13 protein-coding genes are annotated in these 18430 nt (G+C 62.9%); 6 read left to right on the forward strand and 7 right to left on the reverse strand.

The genetic code is table 11. The features are described from left to right. Positions 1–552: a cysteine hydrolase family protein gene (locus HX821_RS14440; RefSeq protein ID WP_177035938.1), complete on the reverse strand. Its 552-nt coding sequence runs from the start codon at positions 550–552 to the stop codon at positions 1–3. A gap of 95 nt (positions 553–647) precedes the next feature. On the opposite strand from HX821_RS14440, the gene HX821_RS14445 reads away from it, so the two are divergent. The 3 genes from HX821_RS14445 (at position 648) to HX821_RS14455 (ending at position 3651) form a co-directional block, all read left to right on the forward strand. Then, a complete protein-coding gene (locus HX821_RS14445) occupies positions 648–1628 on the forward strand; it encodes a GlxA family transcriptional regulator (RefSeq protein WP_177035939.1) in 981 nt (326 codons plus the stop codon). A 171-nt stretch (positions 1629–1799) separates the two neighbouring features. Beyond that, positions 1800–2909 carry a DUF3182 family protein gene (locus tag HX821_RS14450; protein WP_177035940.1) on the forward strand — a complete coding sequence of 370 codons (1110 nt, stop codon included), beginning with the start codon at positions 1800–1802 and terminating at the stop codon, positions 2907–2909. Continuing rightward, positions 2899–3651 carry a S9 family peptidase gene (locus HX821_RS14455; RefSeq protein ID WP_003210032.1) on the forward strand — a complete coding sequence of 251 codons (753 nt, stop codon included), beginning with the start codon at positions 2899–2901 and terminating at the stop codon, positions 3649–3651. The genes HX821_RS14450 and HX821_RS14455 overlap by 11 nt, the downstream gene beginning before the upstream one ends. Here HX821_RS14455 and HX821_RS14460 read toward each other — a convergent pair. The 5 genes from HX821_RS14460 to HX821_RS14480 form a co-directional block, all read right to left on the reverse strand. Then, positions 3638–4618: a lysylphosphatidylglycerol synthase domain-containing protein gene (locus HX821_RS14460; protein WP_177020916.1), complete on the reverse strand. Its 981-nt coding sequence runs from the start codon at positions 4616–4618 to the stop codon at positions 3638–3640. The two genes, HX821_RS14455 and HX821_RS14460, sit on opposite strands and share 14 nt — an antisense overlap. Next, the gene (clsB, locus tag HX821_RS14465) at positions 4596–5894 is read right to left on the reverse strand and encodes a cardiolipin synthase ClsB (protein ID WP_177035941.1); all 1299 of its coding nucleotides are present in this window, start codon (positions 5892–5894) and stop codon (positions 4596–4598) included. Before clsB ends, HX821_RS14460 begins: the two co-directional genes overlap by 23 nt. Beyond that, positions 5891–6667 (reverse strand): endonuclease/exonuclease/phosphatase family protein, encoded by a 777-nt coding sequence (locus tag HX821_RS14470; protein WP_003210026.1) that lies wholly within the window; start codon positions 6665–6667, stop codon positions 5891–5893. The genes clsB and HX821_RS14470 overlap by 4 nt, the downstream gene beginning before the upstream one ends. Beyond that, a complete protein-coding gene (locus HX821_RS14475) occupies positions 6664–7590 on the reverse strand; it encodes a DUF72 domain-containing protein (protein WP_177035942.1) in 927 nt (308 codons plus the stop codon). The genes HX821_RS14470 and HX821_RS14475 overlap by 4 nt, the downstream gene beginning before the upstream one ends. Before the next feature lie 213 nt (positions 7591–7803). Further along, positions 7804–9006 carry an MFS transporter gene (locus tag HX821_RS14480; protein ID WP_177035943.1) on the reverse strand — a complete coding sequence of 401 codons (1203 nt, stop codon included), beginning with the start codon at positions 9004–9006 and terminating at the stop codon, positions 7804–7806. A 177-nt stretch (positions 9007–9183) separates the two neighbouring features. On the opposite strand from HX821_RS14480, the gene HX821_RS14485 reads away from it, so the two are divergent. Further along, complete coding sequence (locus tag HX821_RS14485; protein ID WP_177035944.1) at positions 9184–11298, forward strand: mechanosensitive ion channel family protein; 2115 nt, start codon at positions 9184–9186, stop codon at positions 11296–11298. A gap of 131 nt (positions 11299–11429) precedes the next feature. Here the strand turns inward: HX821_RS14485 and HX821_RS14490 are convergent, their stop codons facing one another. Beyond that, positions 11430–15710, reverse strand: a complete 4281-nt coding sequence (locus HX821_RS14490) for a DEAD/DEAH box helicase (protein ID WP_177035945.1) — start codon at positions 15708–15710, stop codon at positions 11430–11432. A gap of 426 nt (positions 15711–16136) precedes the next feature. On the opposite strand from HX821_RS14490, the gene HX821_RS14495 reads away from it, so the two are divergent. Continuing rightward, positions 16137–17027, forward strand: coding sequence for a sugar nucleotide-binding protein (locus HX821_RS14495; RefSeq protein ID WP_008436463.1), 891 nt, complete (start codon positions 16137–16139; stop codon positions 17025–17027). A gap of 243 nt (positions 17028–17270) precedes the next feature. Next, on the forward strand, positions 17271–18395 hold the full coding sequence (locus tag HX821_RS14500; protein WP_177035946.1) for a PAS domain-containing hybrid sensor histidine kinase/response regulator: 1125 nt from the start codon (positions 17271–17273) through the stop codon (positions 18393–18395). The last annotated feature ends 35 nt before the right edge of the window (positions 18396–18430 follow it).

The following is an 18430-nucleotide window of genomic DNA, read 5'->3' on the forward strand; positions in this document are numbered from 1 at the left end:
TCAATCGGCGGACAAGAACTGTTCCGCCGATACCACGCTCGCATAAGCAAACCCCAGCGACGACATAAACGCCGCATGCACCTGGGCTGCCGGCACGACGCTGCCATTGAATTCCAGGTCCCGCGTGGCGCAGGCATCGTGGATCACGGTCACGCTGTAGCCCAGGTCCGACGCGGCGCGCACCACGCCGTCGATGCACATATGGCTCATGCTGCCCACCACCACCAGCTCGGTGATGCTGCGTTGTTCCAGCAGGGCCCGCAGGTTGGTTTCGCGGAACGCATTGACGAAATGCTTGAGCACCACCGGCTCGTCGGCCTGGTTCAGCACCTTGGGGTGCAGGTGTGCACCTTCCGAACCCGGGGTGAAGAAGGGGGCATCGTCGGAGGTGAATTCGTGGCGTACGTGAATCACCGCATCGCCTGCCTGGCGAAATGCCTGTAGCACTTGCTGCGCCTTGTCTGCCGCCGCGTCCACTCCGTCTAGCGGCCACTTGCCCTGGGGGAAGTAGTCGTTCTGGATATCGATTAGGATGAGCGCTTGCTTGGCCATGTTGGTTTCCTTGTGAGGGTTGATGCGTCCAGTATCCTGGCTGGCGTGACGCCTGGGGATTGGCCGCACCGACAATAACAGAGGGAAAACTGACAATGGCGATCGTCGAGCTCGGCGTGCTGATCTACAGCGGTGCGCAAATGGCTGCCGTGCATGGCTTGACCGACCTGTTCGCGGTCGCCAACCGGATTGCGACCGAGCATCAGTCCGAGCAACTGCCGTCCCTGCGCATCAGCCATTGGCAGGCTGAAACAGGCGGTGCGCCGACCCGTGTATTCGATAGCGAGCCCGGTAGCGGGGATAGGTTGACGGCCTTGCTGATTCCACCCTCCATTGCCGGCTTTTTCGAGGGCCAGGCGTCCGCCGAATTGCTGGATTGGCTGCGCCAGCAACATCGCTCCGGGACCATTCTGGGCGGGGTGTGCGTAGGTTCGATCCTGATGGCGGAAAGCGGCCTGTTGGACGGTCGCAGCGCCACCACGCACTGGACGTCGGCGAAAACCTTCGCCGCCCGTTATCCGGCGATTCGCCTGGAAGCCGACAAACCCATCGTCGACGACGGCGACTTGATCACCACCGCCGGCCTCATGGCCTGGTCCGAATTGGGCCTGCGCCTGGTGGACCGTTTGCTCGGCCCGAGCATCGCTGCCAGCACCGCGCGTTTCCTGGTGATCGAACACAGTGACAGCGCCAGTGAGTGCGGCAGTAACTTTGCGCCGATCCTTGCCCATGGCGACGCTGCGATTCTCAAGGTGCAACATTGGCTGCAGGCCAGCGGTGCGGTGGATGTTTCGTTGGCTGCCATGGCGCAGGAGGCGGGACTTGAGGAACGCACCTTCCTGCGACGGTTCCGCGCCGCCACCGGTTTGAAACCCACCGAATATTGCCAGCACCTGCGTGTCGGCAAGGCGCGCCAGATGCTCGAGTTCACCAACGGCACCATTGATCACATCGCCTGGACCGTGGGTTATCAGGACCCTGGTGCTTTCCGCGCCACCTTCAAGAAAATCACCGGGCTGGCGCCAAGTGATTACCGCAGCCGTTTCGGCGTGACGCCCTCTAAGGCGCAAGCCTGAATCGTGCAGAACGCCGCGACACCTTGAGCATTTCGTGCAGAATAAAACAGGCCAAGTGCTATCGCTTTTCCCGCAACTGATTGATTCCCCGCGCGTTTGGATAAATGCCGCCTTGGCTTGATCCCTGCAACCGTCTCCCTACACACATGGCATAACAGCCAAGGGGGACGCATGACCCCGACAAATCGCAAAAAAATCGTTGTGGCGCATTCGATTCGCCCGCACGCGCCGTTGCACGAAGTCGAAACCAACCGCGCGCTGGCCCGTTGGCTGGCGCACGTCCTCGGGCTCAAATATGGCGGCAGCTATAACCCTGAGCTGCACAGTGGGCGCGACCTCTATCTATTGCCCACTCAGACGCTGGTCGGCGCGGCCCAGGCGCGGCAATTCGGCGTCAAAGGCCCTGAGGATTTGTGGGGCGGCTACGTCGATCACGATTTCATCTGCACCAAGGCCATCAGCCACGGTTTGCTGAATAAAAACGCGGTTGCGCCCGAAGGCTGGTCGCCGCTTTTTTCCGAGCGCATCCGCAATGTGGTGCTGGATGGGTTGAGTGTGCACGCCCTGGAAGATGCGCGGCCGGCGGCGACCCATTTGCTGTACACCGGGCCGATCCGTCTCAAGCCCGTGCATGCCTGCGCCGGTCGCGGCCAGGAAGTGATCCGCAGCCTCGACGAGTTCGACGCCATCCTCGCGCGCCCTGATGCGGCGCAATTGTTCAGCGACGGCGTGGTGCTGGAGCAGGACCTGAGTGACGTGGTCACCCACAGTGTCGGCCAGAGCTTTATCGGCGATCACGTCATCAGCTACTGCGGCGATCAATACCTGACCCGGGACGGGCAGGGCGAAGAGGTCTATGGTGGTTCCAACCTGTTGGTGGTCCAGGGCTACTACGAAGACCTGCTCAAGCTCGACCTGCCCGCTGACGTGCGCCTGGCCATCCAGCAAGCGCAGGTCTTCGATAACGCGGCGGATGAGGCCTATCCCGGGTTCTACGCCTCGCGGCGCAATTACGACATCGCCCAGGGCCTGGACAGCGACGGCCAACGCCGCAGCGGCGTGCTCGAGCAATCCTGGCGCATGGGCGGGGCCAGCAGCGCGGAAGTCGCGGCGCTGCAAAGCTTCGTCAACAATCCCGGGCTGCGGGCGATTTATGTCTCGTCGGTAGAAACCTACGTCGACCAGCCACTGCCGGCTGACGCGATCGAGGTGTACCGGGGCCCGGCAGAAAACAGCGACTTTCTTCTCAAGTACGTGACGGTCAAATCCTATGACGGCTAGAAGCGAAACCATTGCCATTGATATCGACGACGAACAGATGAGCGGGACCTTCCTCAGTCCCAAATCGAAAGTACCGGGGGTGTTGTTTGTGCACGGCTGGGGCGGGAGCCAGGAGCGTGACCTGGAACGCGCCAAGGGTATCGCCGGGCTCGGTTGTGTATGCCTTACATTCGACCTGCGCGGCCATGCCGGCAACGGCATTCCGTTATCCCGCGTCACCCGCGAAGACAACCTGCGCGACCTGCTCGCGGCCTACGACCGCCTGTTGTCACACCCGGCCATCGACACCTCGGCGGTGGCGGTGGTGGGCACCAGCTACGGCGGTTACCTGGCCGCCATCCTCACTTCGCTGCGCCCCGTGCGCTGGCTGGCTTTGCGGGTGCCGGCGCTGTACCGCGACCAGGAATGGCTCAAGCCCAAGCGCGACCTCGATAAAGCCGACCTGATGGATTATCGCGGCACCTTTGTGCACGCCGAAACCAATCGCGCCCTGCATGCTTGCGCGGCGTTTACCGGTGATGTGTTGATCGTGGAGTCGGAGACCGACGACCACGTGCCCCACGCCACCATCATGAGCTACCGCGCCGCCTGCCAGCAGACGCATTCGCTGACTCACCGGATTATCGACGGTGCGGATCATTCCCTGAGTGATCCGGTTTCCCAGCAGGCCTACACCTCGATCCTGGTGGACTGGATTACCGAGATGGTGGTGGGCGAGCGCTTGAGCATCATCCAGTCGTAGGCGTTTTCTTCACGCGCAATGCCTTGGCCTTGGCTTCGACCGCGAGGTACATCACCAGGGCCACCAGCAGGGGCAGGATGAAGTAGATTGCGCGGTAGGCGATCAGCCCCGCGAGCAGACTGCCGCGGGACGCTTCGTGCTGCAGCAAGGCAATGAACACTGCCTCCAGCACACCCAGCCCTGCCGGGATATGCGTGACCACCCCGGCAATGCTGCTGATCAGCAACACCCCGAGCACCACGGGGTAATCCAGCTGCTTGGGCAGCAGGGTAAAAATCACTGCTGCCATCAGCGACCAGTTCAGCGCGCCGAGCGCCAACTGCAACACTGCCATGCGCAGCGACGGCAGGCTGATTTCAATCCCGCGTATCGACCATGCGCGCTTTTTCGACAAGCGACAGGCCAGCAGGTAACCCAGGCTCGCCAGTACCAACAGCACGCCGACGCCTTGCAACGCACCGCTGCTGAGCTTCCACCCCGGCGGCAATGTCACCAGCCCGCTGCTGAATACCGCGCCGGCGATCGCCATGTAGCCGAACCAGTTGGTGGCCAGGCTCAAGCCGAGGATCTTCGCGATGTTCCCGCTGCTCACCCCGAGTCGGGAATACAACCGATAGCGCATGGCGATGCCACCTACCCACGCGCTCAGGTTGAGGTTGAACGCATAGCTGATGATGCCCACCGGCAAAATCTGCTTCCAGCCCAACGGCTGGCGGATGTAGGTGCGGCCGATCAGGTCGAAGCACGAATACACCAGGAAACTGCACAAAGTCAGCCCACCCGCGATGAGCAGCGTGCGCAGCTTGAAGTCGCCCAGGGTGTCGAGCACTTCGCTCCAGTCGATACGCCGGGCGAGCAGGGTGAACAACACGATCAGCACCAGGAAAAACACCACCGTCAGCGGTTTTTTCCAGCGTTTCAAGAAGCCGGGGCGAGCGCTTTCTTCAGCGATGCGAGCTTGGGTCATGATCCGCACGCTCCTCAAGAACGAAGGGTTTCAACCTCGGCTTGTGGGCCGGCAACCAGCCGGTCCACGACGGAAAATGCCGCAGCACATGGAACACCACGAAACCCACGGTCACCCGCCAGAACCAGCCGCGAGGCGCGCGGTTTTCCGGCATGGTCTTGCAGTGGTTCTGGCTCAGGTATTCCAGGCGCTCGAACAACTGCTGGTTGAAGCCACGATCACGAACCAGCACATTCGCCTCCAGGTTCAGCGACAGGCTCAGCGGGTCGAGATTGCTCGAACCCACCGTGCTCCACTCTTCATCCACCAGCGCCACCTTGCCGTGCAACGGACGCTGGCAGTACTCGTGGATCACCACGCCTTCCTTGAGCAAATAGTCATAGAGCATGCGTGCCGCCAGCTTGGCCAGCAGCACATCCGGCTGGCCCTGCATGATCAACTGCACGTGCACGCCGCGCCGCGCGGCATTACGAATTTCCCGCAGCAGGCGGTAGCCGGGAAAGAAATAGGCGTTGGCGATCACCACCCGCCGCTCGGCCTTGCGCAGGGCGTGCAGGTAGGCCTCTTCGATATCGGTACGGTGTTGCAGATTGTCCCGGTAGATCAGCCGTACCAGGCCGTCGCCTTCGCCGGCAGCCCATGGCGACGGGCGTTGCTCGCGCCGCCAGCCGCGCCGCTTGCGCACACGCCGGCCACTTTGTGCGAGGGCGAAATGATGCAGGTCGGCGACTGCCGGGCCCTGCACCTGCACGGCATAATCCTGCTTGGCCTCGGGGCCGAAATCCCCCAAGTGATCCGCCGAGAAATTGATCCCGCCGATAAACGCCACATTGGCATCCACCACCACAATCTTGCGGTGCAGGCGGCGAAACCAGTTGGTGCGAAACCCCAATGTCTTGCTCGCCGGGTCGAACATCTGCACGGTCACGCCGGCCTGGCTCAATTCGCTGAGAAACCCCGGTGTCAGCTCGCCACAACCAAAGCCATCGAGGCTGGCGACGACCTTGACGCCACGCTGCGCCGCCTCGATCAAAATGCCTTTGAGCTCGTGGCCGACCTTGTCTTCGAAAAGGATAAAGGTCTCCAGCAAGATCTCCCGCTGGGCCTGGCGCATCGCCTCGAACACTTTGGGAAAGTAGGCCTCGCCGTTCTCCAGCAACTCGATCTGGTTACCGCTCTGCCAGCCGTAATCCAGATCCCGGGCCACGGCATCGTCCGGCGGTTGGTCGGTCGCGATGTGTTCCACCGCGACCTTTTCCAGTGGTGCGCTGTTCATAGCTCGATCTCCACCGACAGCGGCGCATGGTCCGACAAGTGTGACCACGGGCGGCTGGTCAGGACTTGGGGCTGATGCACCTTGAGGTTGCGCACATAGATGCGGTCCAGCGGCAGCAGCGGCAGGCGCGCCGGGAAGGTGCGGGCCGGCTTGCCGTGGGTTTCGATAAACACTTCCCGCAACCCGCAGTGGGCGAGATCGGCGCGCTGGCGCCAGTCATTGAAATCACCGGCGACAATCACCGGCGCGTCGGCGGGAATCTCGGCGACCCGCTGCGCGATCAGGCGCAGTTGCTGCTGGCGATGGACTTCCCGCAGCCCCAGGTGCACGCAGATGGCATGCACGTCCTGCACGTTGCCCGGCAAGCGCAGCACGCAATGCAGCAGCCCGCGACTTTCGTGGCCGCTCTGGGAGATGTCGAGATTGTCGTAGCGGATGATCTGGAATTTCGACAGCAACGCATTACCGTGGTCGCCATGGGGATACACCGCGTTGCGACCGTAGGCGTATTGCGGCCAGATACTGTCGGCGAGGAATTCGTATTGCGGCATGCTCGGCCAGTTACTGTAGCGCTTGGGGTGGCGTTCATGGGTGCCGTGGATTTCCTGGAGGAACACCACGTCGGCGGCCACGCTGCGAATCGCCTCCCGCAACTCGGGCAATATGAAGCGCCGGTTGAGCGCGGTGAAGCCCTTGTGGGTATTGACCGTCAGCACCCTGAAGCGGGTGATGGTTTCGGTGGGCGTGGTTGGCATCAGCTCCGGATGGGTCATGGCAACACCCCCGTGTCCGGCAACTTGCCGGGTTCGGTGGCCAGTGCCTGGTCCAGGCCGAAACGCTGCAGTAATTGGCGCGCATCGAAGGGCGCGCGCACCTTGATGTCGTTATCGAAATAGCAAAACACGTCGCGTTGCTTGCGGGCGCGGGGTTTGTGCTTCGGGTCGATCAACTGTGCATCGGCGGGTTGTTTGCCGTGGCTCCAGCGTTCGATGCGATCGCCCCAGCGCTTGAGCGCTTCGGACGTATAGCCGCTGGCATACAGCGCTTTGTCCCCATGCAGGCGCAGGTACACAAAGTTGGCCGTGACGTCTTCCAGGTACGGCCACTTGCCGGCTGTGTCGGCCACCACCAGGGCCACGCCGTGCTTGTCGAGCATCTCGACAAACTCCGGCACGGCGAAACTCTTGTGGCGAATCTCCACCGCATGGCGCAGCGGCTTTTTACCGTGGGCTTGCAGGCTCGCCTTGCCGTTCAGGCGCGGCTCATGCTCGCGGGCGAGGGCGGCGGCCTGCTGGGTAGTAGTGGGTAATTCGGCGAGAAAGGCTTCAAACAACGGCGGGTCGAATTTGAAACTGGGCGGGAACTGCCAGAGGATCGGCCCGAGCTTTTCCTTGAGTTCCAGCACCCCGGAGGCGAAGAAATTCGCCATCGGCTTGTGCACCTCCCGCAACCGCAGGATATGCGTGATATAGCGCGGCGCCTTGACGCTGAACACAAACCCTTCAGGCGTGTCGCCATACCATTCGGCATAGCGCTTGGGTGTTTGCAGCGCGTAGAACGAGCCGTTGATCTCGATGCTGTTGACCGCCCGTGAGGCAAACTGCAGCTCGCGCTTCTGGGTCAGGCCCTCGGGGTAGAAATCCCCCCGCCAGGGCGTGTAGCGCCAGCCGGAAATGCCGATATGAATCGCGGCCATGATGACTCCCGTGGGTTAACTGTGTGGTGACCTCCGTTTTAGGGTGACTATGATGATCGGGAGAAAGTTTCGACGGTCCTACAGACGGCACCTCTCAAAATGTGGGAGCGGGCTTGCTCGCGAAGACGGTGGGTCAGTCGATATCTCTGTTGACTGACTTACCGCTTTCGCGAGCAAGCCCGCTCCCACATTGGGTTCTTTATCGCTGCGGGATCAGTGCCCGCCAACCACCCGGGTCGAACTTTCGGCATACACCGGCCCCAGCCGGTCAAGGCGCCCGCTCCAGGCCGTCAGCGCCAAGGCCACCAACACCACCGAACCGCCAATCCACGCCGTGTGGATCAAGCCCATGTGGGCGACGATCATGCCGCCGGCCCACGCGCCACCGGCAATCCCCAGGTTGAACGCCGCAATGTTCAGGCCCGAGGCCACGTCCACCGCGTTCGGCGTGTGATGTTCCGCCTGGCGCACCACATACACCTGCAAGCCCGGCACATTGCCGAAAGCGACCGCGCCCCACACCAGCACAGTGGCCAGGGCCAGCCATGGATTACCCGCGGTGAAGGTCAGCACGAACAACACAGCGGCGAGCAGGGCAAAGATGATTTTCAGGGCGCTGATCGGGCCGCGTTTGTCGGCCAGCTTGCCGCCCCAGATATTACCGATGGCCACCGAGATACCATACACCAGCAACACCAGGCTGACGGTGCCGGCGCTGAACCCGGAGATGTCCTGAAGGATTGGCGCCAGGTAGGTGAACGCGATGAACGAGCCGCCGTAACCCACCGCCGTCATGGCGTACACCAGCAGCAGCCGTGGTTGTTTTAATACTTGCAGTTGTTGCAACAGTGACGCGGGTTTGCTGTGGGCGATGTTTTTCGGTACGTAGAGCAGGCTGCCGATAAACGCGATCAAGCCCAGGGCCGAGACGGCGAGGAAGGTTTCGCGCCAGCCGAAGTGCTGGCCGATAAACGTCCCCAGTGGCACACCGGTCACCAACGCGACGGTCAGGCCGGTAAACATGATGGCAATCGCGCTGGCGGCTTTTTCCTTGGGCACCAGGCTTGTGGCGATCGTGGAGCCAATCGAGAAGAACACCCCGTGGGCCAGGCCGGTGACGATCCGTGCCAGTACCAGGGACTCATAACTCGGCGCTTGCCAGGCCAGCAGGTTGCCGAGGGTGAACAGCACCATCAGCGACAACAGCAGCAGTTTGCGTGGCACTTTGCCGGTGAGGGCGGTGAGTACCGGCGCGCCGATGGCCACGCCCAGGGCGTAGAGGCTGACCAGCAGGCCGGCGGACGGCAAGTCGACACCCAGGTCGGCGCCGATGGTGGGTAACAGGCCAACGATGACGAACTCGGTCGTCCCGATGGCAAAAGCGCTGAGGGTCAGCGCGAGCAAGGCAATGGGCATGGCTGCAACTCCGGTGGGTTTCAATCAGGAGCGCAGTCTCGGGGTTCGGCTTGTGCGGAAAAAGCCAGGTATTGGCATTTGATATTTGCCTGGGGCGCACGGATCGAAGTATACGGGGAACGATCAGGCGTCAAACCCGTCAGTTCCTTACAGACCCTTCTGAAGGAGCCCGGTGTTTTGTTGAATTTAAAGACTGTGCTACTGCTCGGCACGCTGCTGTTCTGCGGCAGCGGCGCGCTGCAAGCGGCCACTGCCCCCGCGGCTCCAGAGCCTGCCGCCCCGGCGAAGCCGGAACTTTTGGTAGAAGGCGGCCTGCTCGGCGCCATCAGCTCCAGCATCGATGATGTGCAGGACAAGCTCGACCTCAACCAGAACCTGGTCGACGCCTGGCGCCTGCGGGCCGACCGGGCGGCAGATGAGGTGGACAAGCTGGTCAACCAGCCGTCCGAACGTTCCTCGTGGAGCGTGGCCGGGGATTTCCTGTTGTTGTCCGGGGTGTGGATCGGCGCGTTCGCCGCGCTGACCCTGCTGGGGCGCTTTATCGTCAAGCGCCTGAGCCTGCAGCGGCATATCGCACCTCGCCAGCGCCTCCAGGCGTTGCTGGGTTACCTGATTCCCTACACGATACCGGCGCTTATCTGCCTGCCATTGACGCTCTACGTCAGCCACTTCTTGCCCACCTCGGTGGGCCGTGCGCTGGCGCTGTGTTTTGCCTACGCCACCAGCAGCGGCATCTTCTCCACCTCGATCCTGTTGTGCGTGATCGTCATGTTCAACGTCGGCCACAAGCGCCCTGCGGTGAAGATTATTCGGGACTACTGCCCCAAGCCGCTGTTCCTGATCGGCTTCCTTGCCGCCCTCAGCGATGCGCTGACCAGCCCACAGATCGCCCGCCAACTGGGGGGCAATATCACCGCCAGCGTCGCGATCTTCACCGGGCTGTTTGCCTCGGTGATTTTCGGCATGCTGGTGATTCGCCTGCGCCGTCCGGTGGCGCATTTGATCCGCAACCGGCCCCTGGCCCAGCGCCTGAAACACCCGGCGGTGCAGCAATCCCTGCGGGTGTTTTCCGGCCTGTGGTATTGGCCGATCCTGCTGATGGTGCTGGTGTCGGCGATCAACCTGATCGGCGCCGGCGACGACAGCCAGAAAGCCCTGCGCTGTGCGCTGTTCACCACGATCCTGCTGATCGGCACGGTGTTTCTCAGCACGGTGTTGCAGCACCTGTTCCAGTCCCGCAGCACGGTGGCGGTCCAGCGCAGCAGCGCCTACAAGGAACGTTTCCTCAGCCTGCTGCACGCGCTGTTGCGCATCGTGATGGCCATCGCCTTTATCGAAATACTCGGGCGTATCTGGGGCGTTTCGCTGTTTGAGTTTGCCCAGCGCAACTCCGTGGGCCGGGCCATCAGCGACTCCCTGAGCAGCATCGGTTTGATCCTGCTGGTGACCTGGCTGTTCTGGGTGGTGCTCGACACGGCGATTCAGGAAGCATTGAAACCCCCGGTCAACAAACGCTCCAGCCGCCAGCCCAGCACGCGGGTGAAAACCATCCTGCCACTGCTGCGCAACGCAGTGAAAATCATCCTGGTGGTGATCTGCGCGATCACCACCATGGCCAACCTGGGGATCAACGTCGCACCGCTGCTGGCGGGTGCCGGGGTGGTGGGCCTGGCCATTGGTTTTGGCTCCCAGCAACTGGTGCAGGATGTAATCACCGGGCTGTTCATCATCATCGAAGACACCCTGTCGATTGGCGATTGGGTGGTGCTCGACTCCGGCCACGCCGGTACCGTGGAGGGCCTGACCATCCGCACCCTGCGCCTGCGGGACGGCAAGGGGTTTGTGCATTCGGTGCCGTTCGGGCAGATCAAGGCCGTCACCAACCAGTCGCGGCAATTCGCCTATGCGTTCTTCTCGGTGCAGTTCACCTACGACACCGATGTCGACAAGGCCGTGGAACTGATTCGCGAGGCGGGGCAGTCGATCCGCGACGACGTGTTCCTCAAGTACAACCTGCAAGGGCCGCTGGAGGTATTTGGCGTCGACAAGATGGACCTCAACGGCGTGGTGCTGACGGCGCAATTCCGCACGGTGTCGGGTGGGCAATATGCGGTGAGCCGCGCGTTTAACCAGCGCTTGAAAAAGCTTGTGGATAACTGTGCCTTTGTTCACTTCGCGCAAACTTATCCACAGCAGGTGATGCTGCCGCAGCGGGTCGGGCAGCAGGTGGATGAGCCGGAGGAAGAAGTGCCTTCGTCGGTGGTGCTCACTGAGCAGCCAAGAACCCAATAGTTTTGTGTTGAGGCCGCCGGCCTCTTCGCGAGCAAGCCCGCTCCCACATTCGATACGGTTCCACCCTTGGAATGCGGTCAAATGTGGGAGCGGGCTTGCTCGCGAAGGCGTCATTACGGGCACTGCACAAGTCAGTGTCTGATCAGTTTTTCCCGCACCAACCCGGCCTCCTGCTGATCCAACTCCAGCAACACCTGCTGCTTGCCGGCAATCTCCACCGCCGCCGGCAAACCATCCCGGTACACCAACCGATTGCCGCTCAACGCCGGCACCTTGCTACCCGGCAGCAGCGTACCGACCAGGTTCAGCGGATCCGCCCCACACACGGCAATCAAGCTTCCATCGTGGGGCCGCCGCCGAACTTCCCGCAGCAGCGGAATCGCTTCCGGCAACGCAAACTGTTCCCCCGCCAAACCACTCACAAACCGCCCGCCCCGAATCTCGCCCCGGGCCTCCAGCCGGTGGAACGTACGCAGCAATTCGCGCCAACTGGGCAGCCAGTCCGCCTCGCGCTCCAGCAGGCGCCAGAACACCACCCCGTAGCGGCGCAGCAAGGTCATCGCCACATGCTCCAGCGTCTCGGCCGAGTGAGCCCCCGGACGTGTGCCGTCCGCCACCGGCGCCCGCCGTACCAGGGCCCAACGCCCGGCATCGTCCATCCCGCCGACAAACGCGCCACGTCCGCGCCGACTGCTGCGGGCCTGACGTTTGCTCGCCGGCGTGGTCAGGGCGCGCAGGCCGGCGAAGCTGTCGGCGTTCGCCAGCCCCGCGCCCACCAGTTCCTGCAACGCGGTTTCCAGTTCGCTGCGCAGCAGATGGGCTTCGTGGATCAATTCATCGAAAAACAGCGCGCCGTTTTCCCGCAGCGCCTGATGAACTTTCTGTGCCTTGGGCGACAGCTCGGTGCTGTCCGGCGCTTCGGTCAGTCCACTCCATAATGGCACCTGGCTGCGGGGCAACAGCACCACTGGCGTGCTGCGCAGGGCCGTCGCGCCGGCCTTGTTGCTCAGGCGTGTCCACACCACTTTGCCGCTGCGGCACAAATCGTCCAGCCAGTGGGGCGCGTAATCCTTGATTCGTGCGCTGAGCAAATCGCTGTCCCAGGCCGAAGTGGCTGCGGCGTACCCTTCCAACTGCGCGACGATCTGCGGCAACACCGCGCTGCCCTGGCCCCGGGTGCCGTTCGACAAGTGCTGCCAATCGAACAGAAAACGCATGAAATCCTGCAACGCCACCGGCTCGATTTCCCGGCGCAGGCGCTTGACCGTGTAGCGGTGAATGCGCGCCAGCAGGTGGCGTTCGCACCATTGTTCGGCGCTGGCGCCGGGGCTGAAACGGCCGCGCAGCACGTAGCCTTCGCTCTCCAGCCGCGCGAGTGCCTGTGATACGTCGGCCACCGGCAAGGCCAGGGGCGCGGCGATCTCGATCAGCGTCAATGGGCCATAACCGCTCAGGCGCGCCCGCAGCACTTCCACCAAGGCTTCATCGAAGGTCCAGGGCTCATCGAAACCTGGCAACAGCGGCAGGTCATTCGGGTAGATCGCCGTTAAACAGCTCAAGCGCTCCAGGGCGACCCAAACGGCTTGATTAGCACCAATCTGCAATCGGCTGGCGCGCCCACCGTCGGCCAGGGCTTGCAGCCATTCGGCCCACTGCGCCGTGACCTCCGATTCGGCAATGCACGCCAAACTCATCAGTGCTTCATGCATCTCGTCCAGGCCATTGGGCGCCGGCCAGGCTTCCTCGCACACACCGGCAATCGCTTCGGCATCCAGCGCACCAAGGTCATCGGTGCTTTGCGGGTCGCTCCAGCGCCGGTTGAGCACGGCCTGGGTGCGGCGCTCCTCCAGCGGAGCGTCGTCGAGAAAGGTGTAGGGGCGGGCGCTGAGAATCTCTGCTGCCAGTGGCGACGGCGCCGGCAGATCACGGCTGATCAGGCGGATTTCGCCGCGCTCCATGCGCCGCAACAGGGCCAGCCAGCCTTCGCTGTCCATGGCCTCGTGCAGGCAGTCGTCGAGGGTTTGCTCCACCAGCGGATGCTCGGGCACTTCGCGCTCGCCAGCGAGGTTTTCCAGGCAGGCGATCTGGTCGGGGAACACACTGGCGATCAGGTCTTCACTCTTCATGCGCTGGATCTGCGGCGCCACCTTGCGCCCACCGGTGTAGCGCGGCAATGCCAGGGCCACCCCGGCATTCCAGCGCCAGCGCACGCCGAACAGCGGTGCATCCAGTACCGCCTGGATCAGGATGTGCTCGGCCGTGTTGCTGTTCAGGTAGCGCCACACTTCGTCCAGCTCAAAGCTGTGACTGGTGGACAGCGACAACACGATCGCATCCTCGCTGGCGGCGGCTTGCAGTTCGAAGTTGAAGGTGCGGCAAAACCGCTTGCGCAGCGCCAGGCCCCAGGCGCGGTTGATGCGACTGCCGAACGGCGTATGGATGATCAATTGGGTGCCGCCGGACTCGTCGAAAAACCGTTCCATGATCAACGTGTCCTGGGACGGCAGCGCGCTCAGCGCCAGCCGCGCCCGCGCCAGGTAATCCAGCAGTTGTTCGGCGCTGGCCAGGTTCAGGCCGAGGGCGCCGGTGAGCCAATCGAGCGCCGGTTGCAGGTTACCCGGCGTGGCGCCCAGCAGCGCGTCCAGTTGCCCCTGAAAACGCGCCACGGCAAACGACAACTCGGCACTGCGCCCCGGTGCTTCGCCGAGCCAGAACGGAATGGTCGGCGGCTGGCCGTGGGCATCCTCGACCCGCACCTTCCCGGGTTCCACTCGCAGGATGCGGTAGGAGGTGTTGCCCAGCTGGAAGATATCGCCGGCGATGCTTTCCACCGCGAAGTCTTCGTTGACGCTGCCGATGTTCAGGCTTTGCGGCTCAAGCAGCACGCTGTAGTCGGCGTTGTCGGGGATGGTGCCGCCGCTGGTCACGGCGGTGAGCTTGGCGCCCCGCCGGCCACGCAGGGTGCGGGTGATGGCGTCGCGGTGCAGGTAGGCGCTGCGCAGGCCCTGGCGCCCGTTGTAGCCTTCGGCGAGCATTTGCAGCAGTGCCTGATAGTGACGCTCATCCAGCTCGGCGTAGGGCGAGGCGCGGCGGATCAGCGTGAGCAGGGCCTGTTCCTGCCATTCCTGGCAGCTGACTTCGGCGATGATCTGCTGGGCCAGCACATCCAGCGGCGCAACCGGAATCAGCAAGGTGTCCAGCTCGCCCCGGCGCACGCAGTCGAGCAGGGCGGCGCATTCGATCAGGTCGTCACGGGTGGTGGCGAACAACCGGCCCTTGGGCGTGCCGCCGACCTGATGCCCGGAGCGTCCGACCCGTTGCAGAAAACCGTTGATCGAGCCGGGCGAGCCGATCTGGCACACCAGGTCGACATCGCCGATATCAATCCCCAGTTCCAGCGACGCAGTGGCGATCAACACCTGCAGCTCACCGGCCTTGAGCCGTTGTTCGGCGTCCAGGCGCATTTCCTTCGCGAGGCTGCCGTGGTGGGCGGCGACGGCGGTTTTGCCCAGGCGCTCGCTCAAGTGCCGGGCCAGGCGTTCGGCCAGGCGCCGGGTGTTGACGAAAATCAGCGTGGTGCGGTGTTGCCTGGCCAGTTCGGCGAGGCGGTCGTAGACCAGCTCCCACACGTCGTTGGCCATGACGGCCGACAGCGGCACCGGCGGCACTTCGATATCCAGGTCCCGTGGGCGTGCGTGGCCGATATCGACGATCTCGCAAGGCCGGCCGGTGCCCACCAGAAAGCGCGACACCGCCTCGATGGGCTTTTGCGTGGCCGACAGGCCGATGCGGGTCAGCGGTTCGCTGCACAAACCCTGCAGGCGCTCCAGTGTCAGGGCCATGTGGCTGCCGCGCTTGCTGGCGGCGATGGCGTGGATCTCATCGATGATCACCGTGCGGGTGCTGGCAAGCATCTGCCGGCCGGAATCCGAGCCGAGCAGCACGTAGAGCGATTCCGGGGTGGTGACCAGGATGTGCGGCGGGTGCTTGCGCATCAGGGCGCGGTCTTTCTGCGGGGTGTCGCCGGTACGCACGGCGGTGCGGATCGCCAGCGGAGGCAGGTCGAGGCGCTGCAAGTGATCGGTGATGCCGGCCAGCGGGGTTTGCAGGTTGATCTGGATGTCGTTGGAAAGAGCCTTCAGGGGCGAGACGTAGACCACCAGCGTTTGGTCTGGCAGTTGGCCGCCATTGGCCAGGCCTTGGTGCACGAGATCGTCCAGCACCGCGAGAAAGGCAGTCAGGGTCTTGCCGGAGCCGGTGGGTGCGGCGATCAGTGTGGAGCGGCGCTGGCGGATCAGCGGCCACGCCTGGGCCTGGGCGGCGGTCACCGACGGGAACGTGCTGCGGAACCAGGTGCTGACGGCGGGGTGGAAACCGTTCAAGACCGTGTCCGTTGATTCAGGAAGGTTCATACCCAATTTATGCGGCCGGCCCTGGCAACTTGCAACCCCGGGATGCATTCCCTGTGGTGAGGGAGCTTGTTGTGGCGAGGGAGCTTGCAGTGGCGAGGGAGCTTGCTCCCGCTGGAGTGCGCAGCGCTCCCGCTTTTTTGGGGCCGCTACGCAGCCCAGCGGGAGCAAGCTCCCTCGCCACAAGAAGCTCCCTGGCCACAGCAAGCTCGCTGACCACTGCAAGGCCCCTGGCCACTGCATGCTCCCTAGCCATAAAAAGGCTCTCTCTACCTAAACCCCCCCCGGCCGCAATCGGCGGCGCACTTTATAAGTGACGGTTGCGCTACAAACCCGCAAAATGCAACGATTCTGGCAAATGCCAACGGCATGGCTCACAAGCCTGTCGATAATAACCATCGTTCCAAACAGACCGGGCCTGCTCAATCTATGCGAATGCGCCTTATGTTACTGGGCGGCGGGAATGCCCTCGGGCAGGCGCTGATTCGCCTCGGTGCGGAGGAAGACATCGGTTTCCTCGCCCCGCGCCCGCCCCAAGACGGCTGGGATGCCGCGAGCCTCACGCAACTGCTCGACGACACCCGTCCCGATGCCTTGATCAATCTCGCCTATTACTTCGACTGGTTTCAGGCGGAGACGGTCAGCGAGACGCGTCTGGCCGCGCAGGAGTACGCGATCGAGCGCCTGGCGGAACTGTGCCAGCACCACAGCATCACCCTGCTGCAACCGTCCAGCTACCGGGTGTTCGATGGCTCCCGCGCCACCGCCTACAGCGAAAAAGACGAACCCGTGCCCTTGGGCCTTCGAGGCCAAGCGTTGTGGCGCATCGAGCAGAGCGTACGCGCCACCTGCCCGCAGCACGTGCTGTTGCGTTTCGGCTGGCTGCTGGATGACAGCGTCGACGGCACCCTCGGGCGCTTCCTGGCCCGTGCCGAAAAACCTGACGAACTGCTGATGGCCGACGACCGCCGGGGCAACCCGACGCCGGTGGACGATGCCGCGCGGGTGATCATTTCGGTGCTTAAGCAACTGGATTGCGCCGCGCCGTTGTGGGGCACTTATCACTATGCCGGCCACGAAGCGACTACCCCGCTGGCGCTGGGGCAGGCGATCCTGACCGAAGCGCGCAACTTCCACCCGCTGGCCGTGGAAGCGCCGACCGCCCAGGCCCACGCCGCCCGTCCGGATGCAGCCGACGAGCCGCAACACGCGGTGCTGGCCTGCAAGAAAATCCTCCACACCTTCGGCATCAAGCCACGGGCATGGCGGGCCGGGCTGCCGGCGTTGCTCGACCGGTTCTATCGACACGGTCAAACATAAAAAAGGCGCCTGAAACAGGCGCCTTTTTTTGTGGCGGTGCGCGGACGGTTAAAAGTGATATGTGTTGGCAAGTCGGATGCGCCACGGCATACGAAAAATTTGAAACCTTTGGTGCGCCCGGTCATCCATGCCAATAGGGATTGATTGTGCTTACGGCTCGTTCAGCAAAAGCAAAAGTCCGCATTCAGAAGAAGACTTCGCCCATCCAGCCATGGGCAGCCTAAAAGAGGAGCCCTACCCATCATGGCAACAAACTCTCCGGTGGATGGTTCGCCGCCGCCTCACGATGATGTGTATGAGGAAGCGCACGACCTGCAGTTCGCTTTGAGTGCCGCCGGGCTTGGTATATGGCGCCTGGATTTGACGACGGGCGAGCTGAAGACCTCAGCCACTTGCCGCCTCAACTTCGGACTCGAACCTCACGTACCGTTCAGCTATGAACACATGCAGCGCTTGGTGCACGCCGAAGACAAGCGCCGAGTGGCCGAAGCATGGGATCACTCGATCGCTCAACGCTGCGCCTACGACGTTCACTACCGGATCGTCACGCCCCACGGTGAAACTCGCTGGCTGCACGTGTGTGCCAGAGCCCGTTACGCCGATGACGGTCACCCCGTCGCGATGACGGGAACCGTTCAGGATGCGACCCAGGAGCAGTTACTGCAGTCGCAAAACATGGAAGCGCTGGGGCGGATAACGGGCCGCGTGGCTCATGACTTTAACAACCTGCTGACGGTGATCCGTTCTTCAGCAGATCTTTTGAAGCGTCCTTCAGTATCGGAAGAGCGGCGGCTGCGCCTGGTGCAAGCCATTTCCGAGGCGGTAAAGCGTGGTTCTCACTTCACCAGCCAATTGCTGTCCTTCGCTCGCAGGCAAACCCTCCATCCCGCACCGCTGGACGTCAATTCAAGCACGTTGGCCATGGCCGATACGATTGCTTTGCGGGTTGGCACAGGCATCAACGTACGCATCGAGTCCACAGCAGCACCCTGCGTTGTTCACGTTGACCCAGAACAGTTTGAAACCGCCATTCTCAATATGCTCATGAATGCCCGAGACGCCATGCCTGATCACGGTGAGGTGGTTATCCGTGTTGAGTCGATGGACCTTATCCCTGCGTCCAATGGTCATGCCCTTATGAACGGAAGTTACGTTGCCGTCTCCATCACAGACAATGGTTCGGGTATCGCACCGCTCAACCTCGACAGAATCTTTGAACCGTTTTTCTCCACCAAAGGCAACGACCAGGGAACCGGGTTGGGGCTCAGCCAGGTATTTGGTTTTGCCAAGCAGTCGGGGGGAGAGATCAGGGTAGAGAGTCGTCCTGGTCAGGGAAGTACGTTCACGCTTTATTTGCCCCGCGCTTGAACGGGCTGAGTGGATAGCCCGATTGCACAAATGGA

The sequence above is a fragment of the Pseudomonas sp. B6001 genome, from assembly GCF_013386015.1.
Taxonomy (GTDB): Bacteria; Pseudomonadota; Gammaproteobacteria; order Pseudomonadales; family Pseudomonadaceae; genus Aquipseudomonas.

What these genes read in the sequence shown, in the direction of transcription:
- HX821_RS14440 (WP_177035938.1), bottom strand. Translation starts at nt 552, where the DNA reads ATGGCCAAGCAAGCGCTCATCCTAATCGATATCCAGAACGACTACTTC.
- HX821_RS14500 (WP_177035946.1), top strand. Translation starts at nt 17,271, where the DNA reads ATGGCAACAAACTCTCCGGTGGATGGTTCGCCGCCGCCTCACGATGAT.
- HX821_RS14490 (WP_177035945.1), bottom strand. Translation starts at nt 15,710, where the DNA reads ATGAACCTTCCTGAATCAACGGACACGGTCTTGAACGGTTTCCACCCC.
- HX821_RS14475 (WP_177035942.1), bottom strand. Translation starts at nt 7,590, where the DNA reads ATGGCCGCGATTCATATCGGCATTTCCGGCTGGCGCTACACGCCCTGG.
- HX821_RS14455 (WP_003210032.1), top strand. Translation starts at nt 2,899, where the DNA reads ATGACGGCTAGAAGCGAAACCATTGCCATTGATATCGACGACGAACAG.
- HX821_RS14445 (WP_177035939.1), top strand. Translation starts at nt 648, where the DNA reads ATGGCGATCGTCGAGCTCGGCGTGCTGATCTACAGCGGTGCGCAAATG.
- HX821_RS14495 (WP_008436463.1), top strand. Translation starts at nt 16,137, where the DNA reads ATGCGAATGCGCCTTATGTTACTGGGCGGCGGGAATGCCCTCGGGCAG.
- HX821_RS14480 (WP_177035943.1), bottom strand. Translation starts at nt 9,006, where the DNA reads ATGCCCATTGCCTTGCTCGCGCTGACCCTCAGCGCTTTTGCCATCGGG.
- HX821_RS14450 (WP_177035940.1), top strand. Translation starts at nt 1,800, where the DNA reads ATGACCCCGACAAATCGCAAAAAAATCGTTGTGGCGCATTCGATTCGC.
- HX821_RS14460 (WP_177020916.1), bottom strand. Translation starts at nt 4,618, where the DNA reads ATGACCCAAGCTCGCATCGCTGAAGAAAGCGCTCGCCCCGGCTTCTTG.
- HX821_RS14470 (WP_003210026.1), bottom strand. Translation starts at nt 6,667, where the DNA reads ATGACCCATCCGGAGCTGATGCCAACCACGCCCACCGAAACCATCACC.
- clsB (WP_177035941.1), bottom strand. Translation starts at nt 5,894, where the DNA reads ATGAACAGCGCACCACTGGAAAAGGTCGCGGTGGAACACATCGCGACC.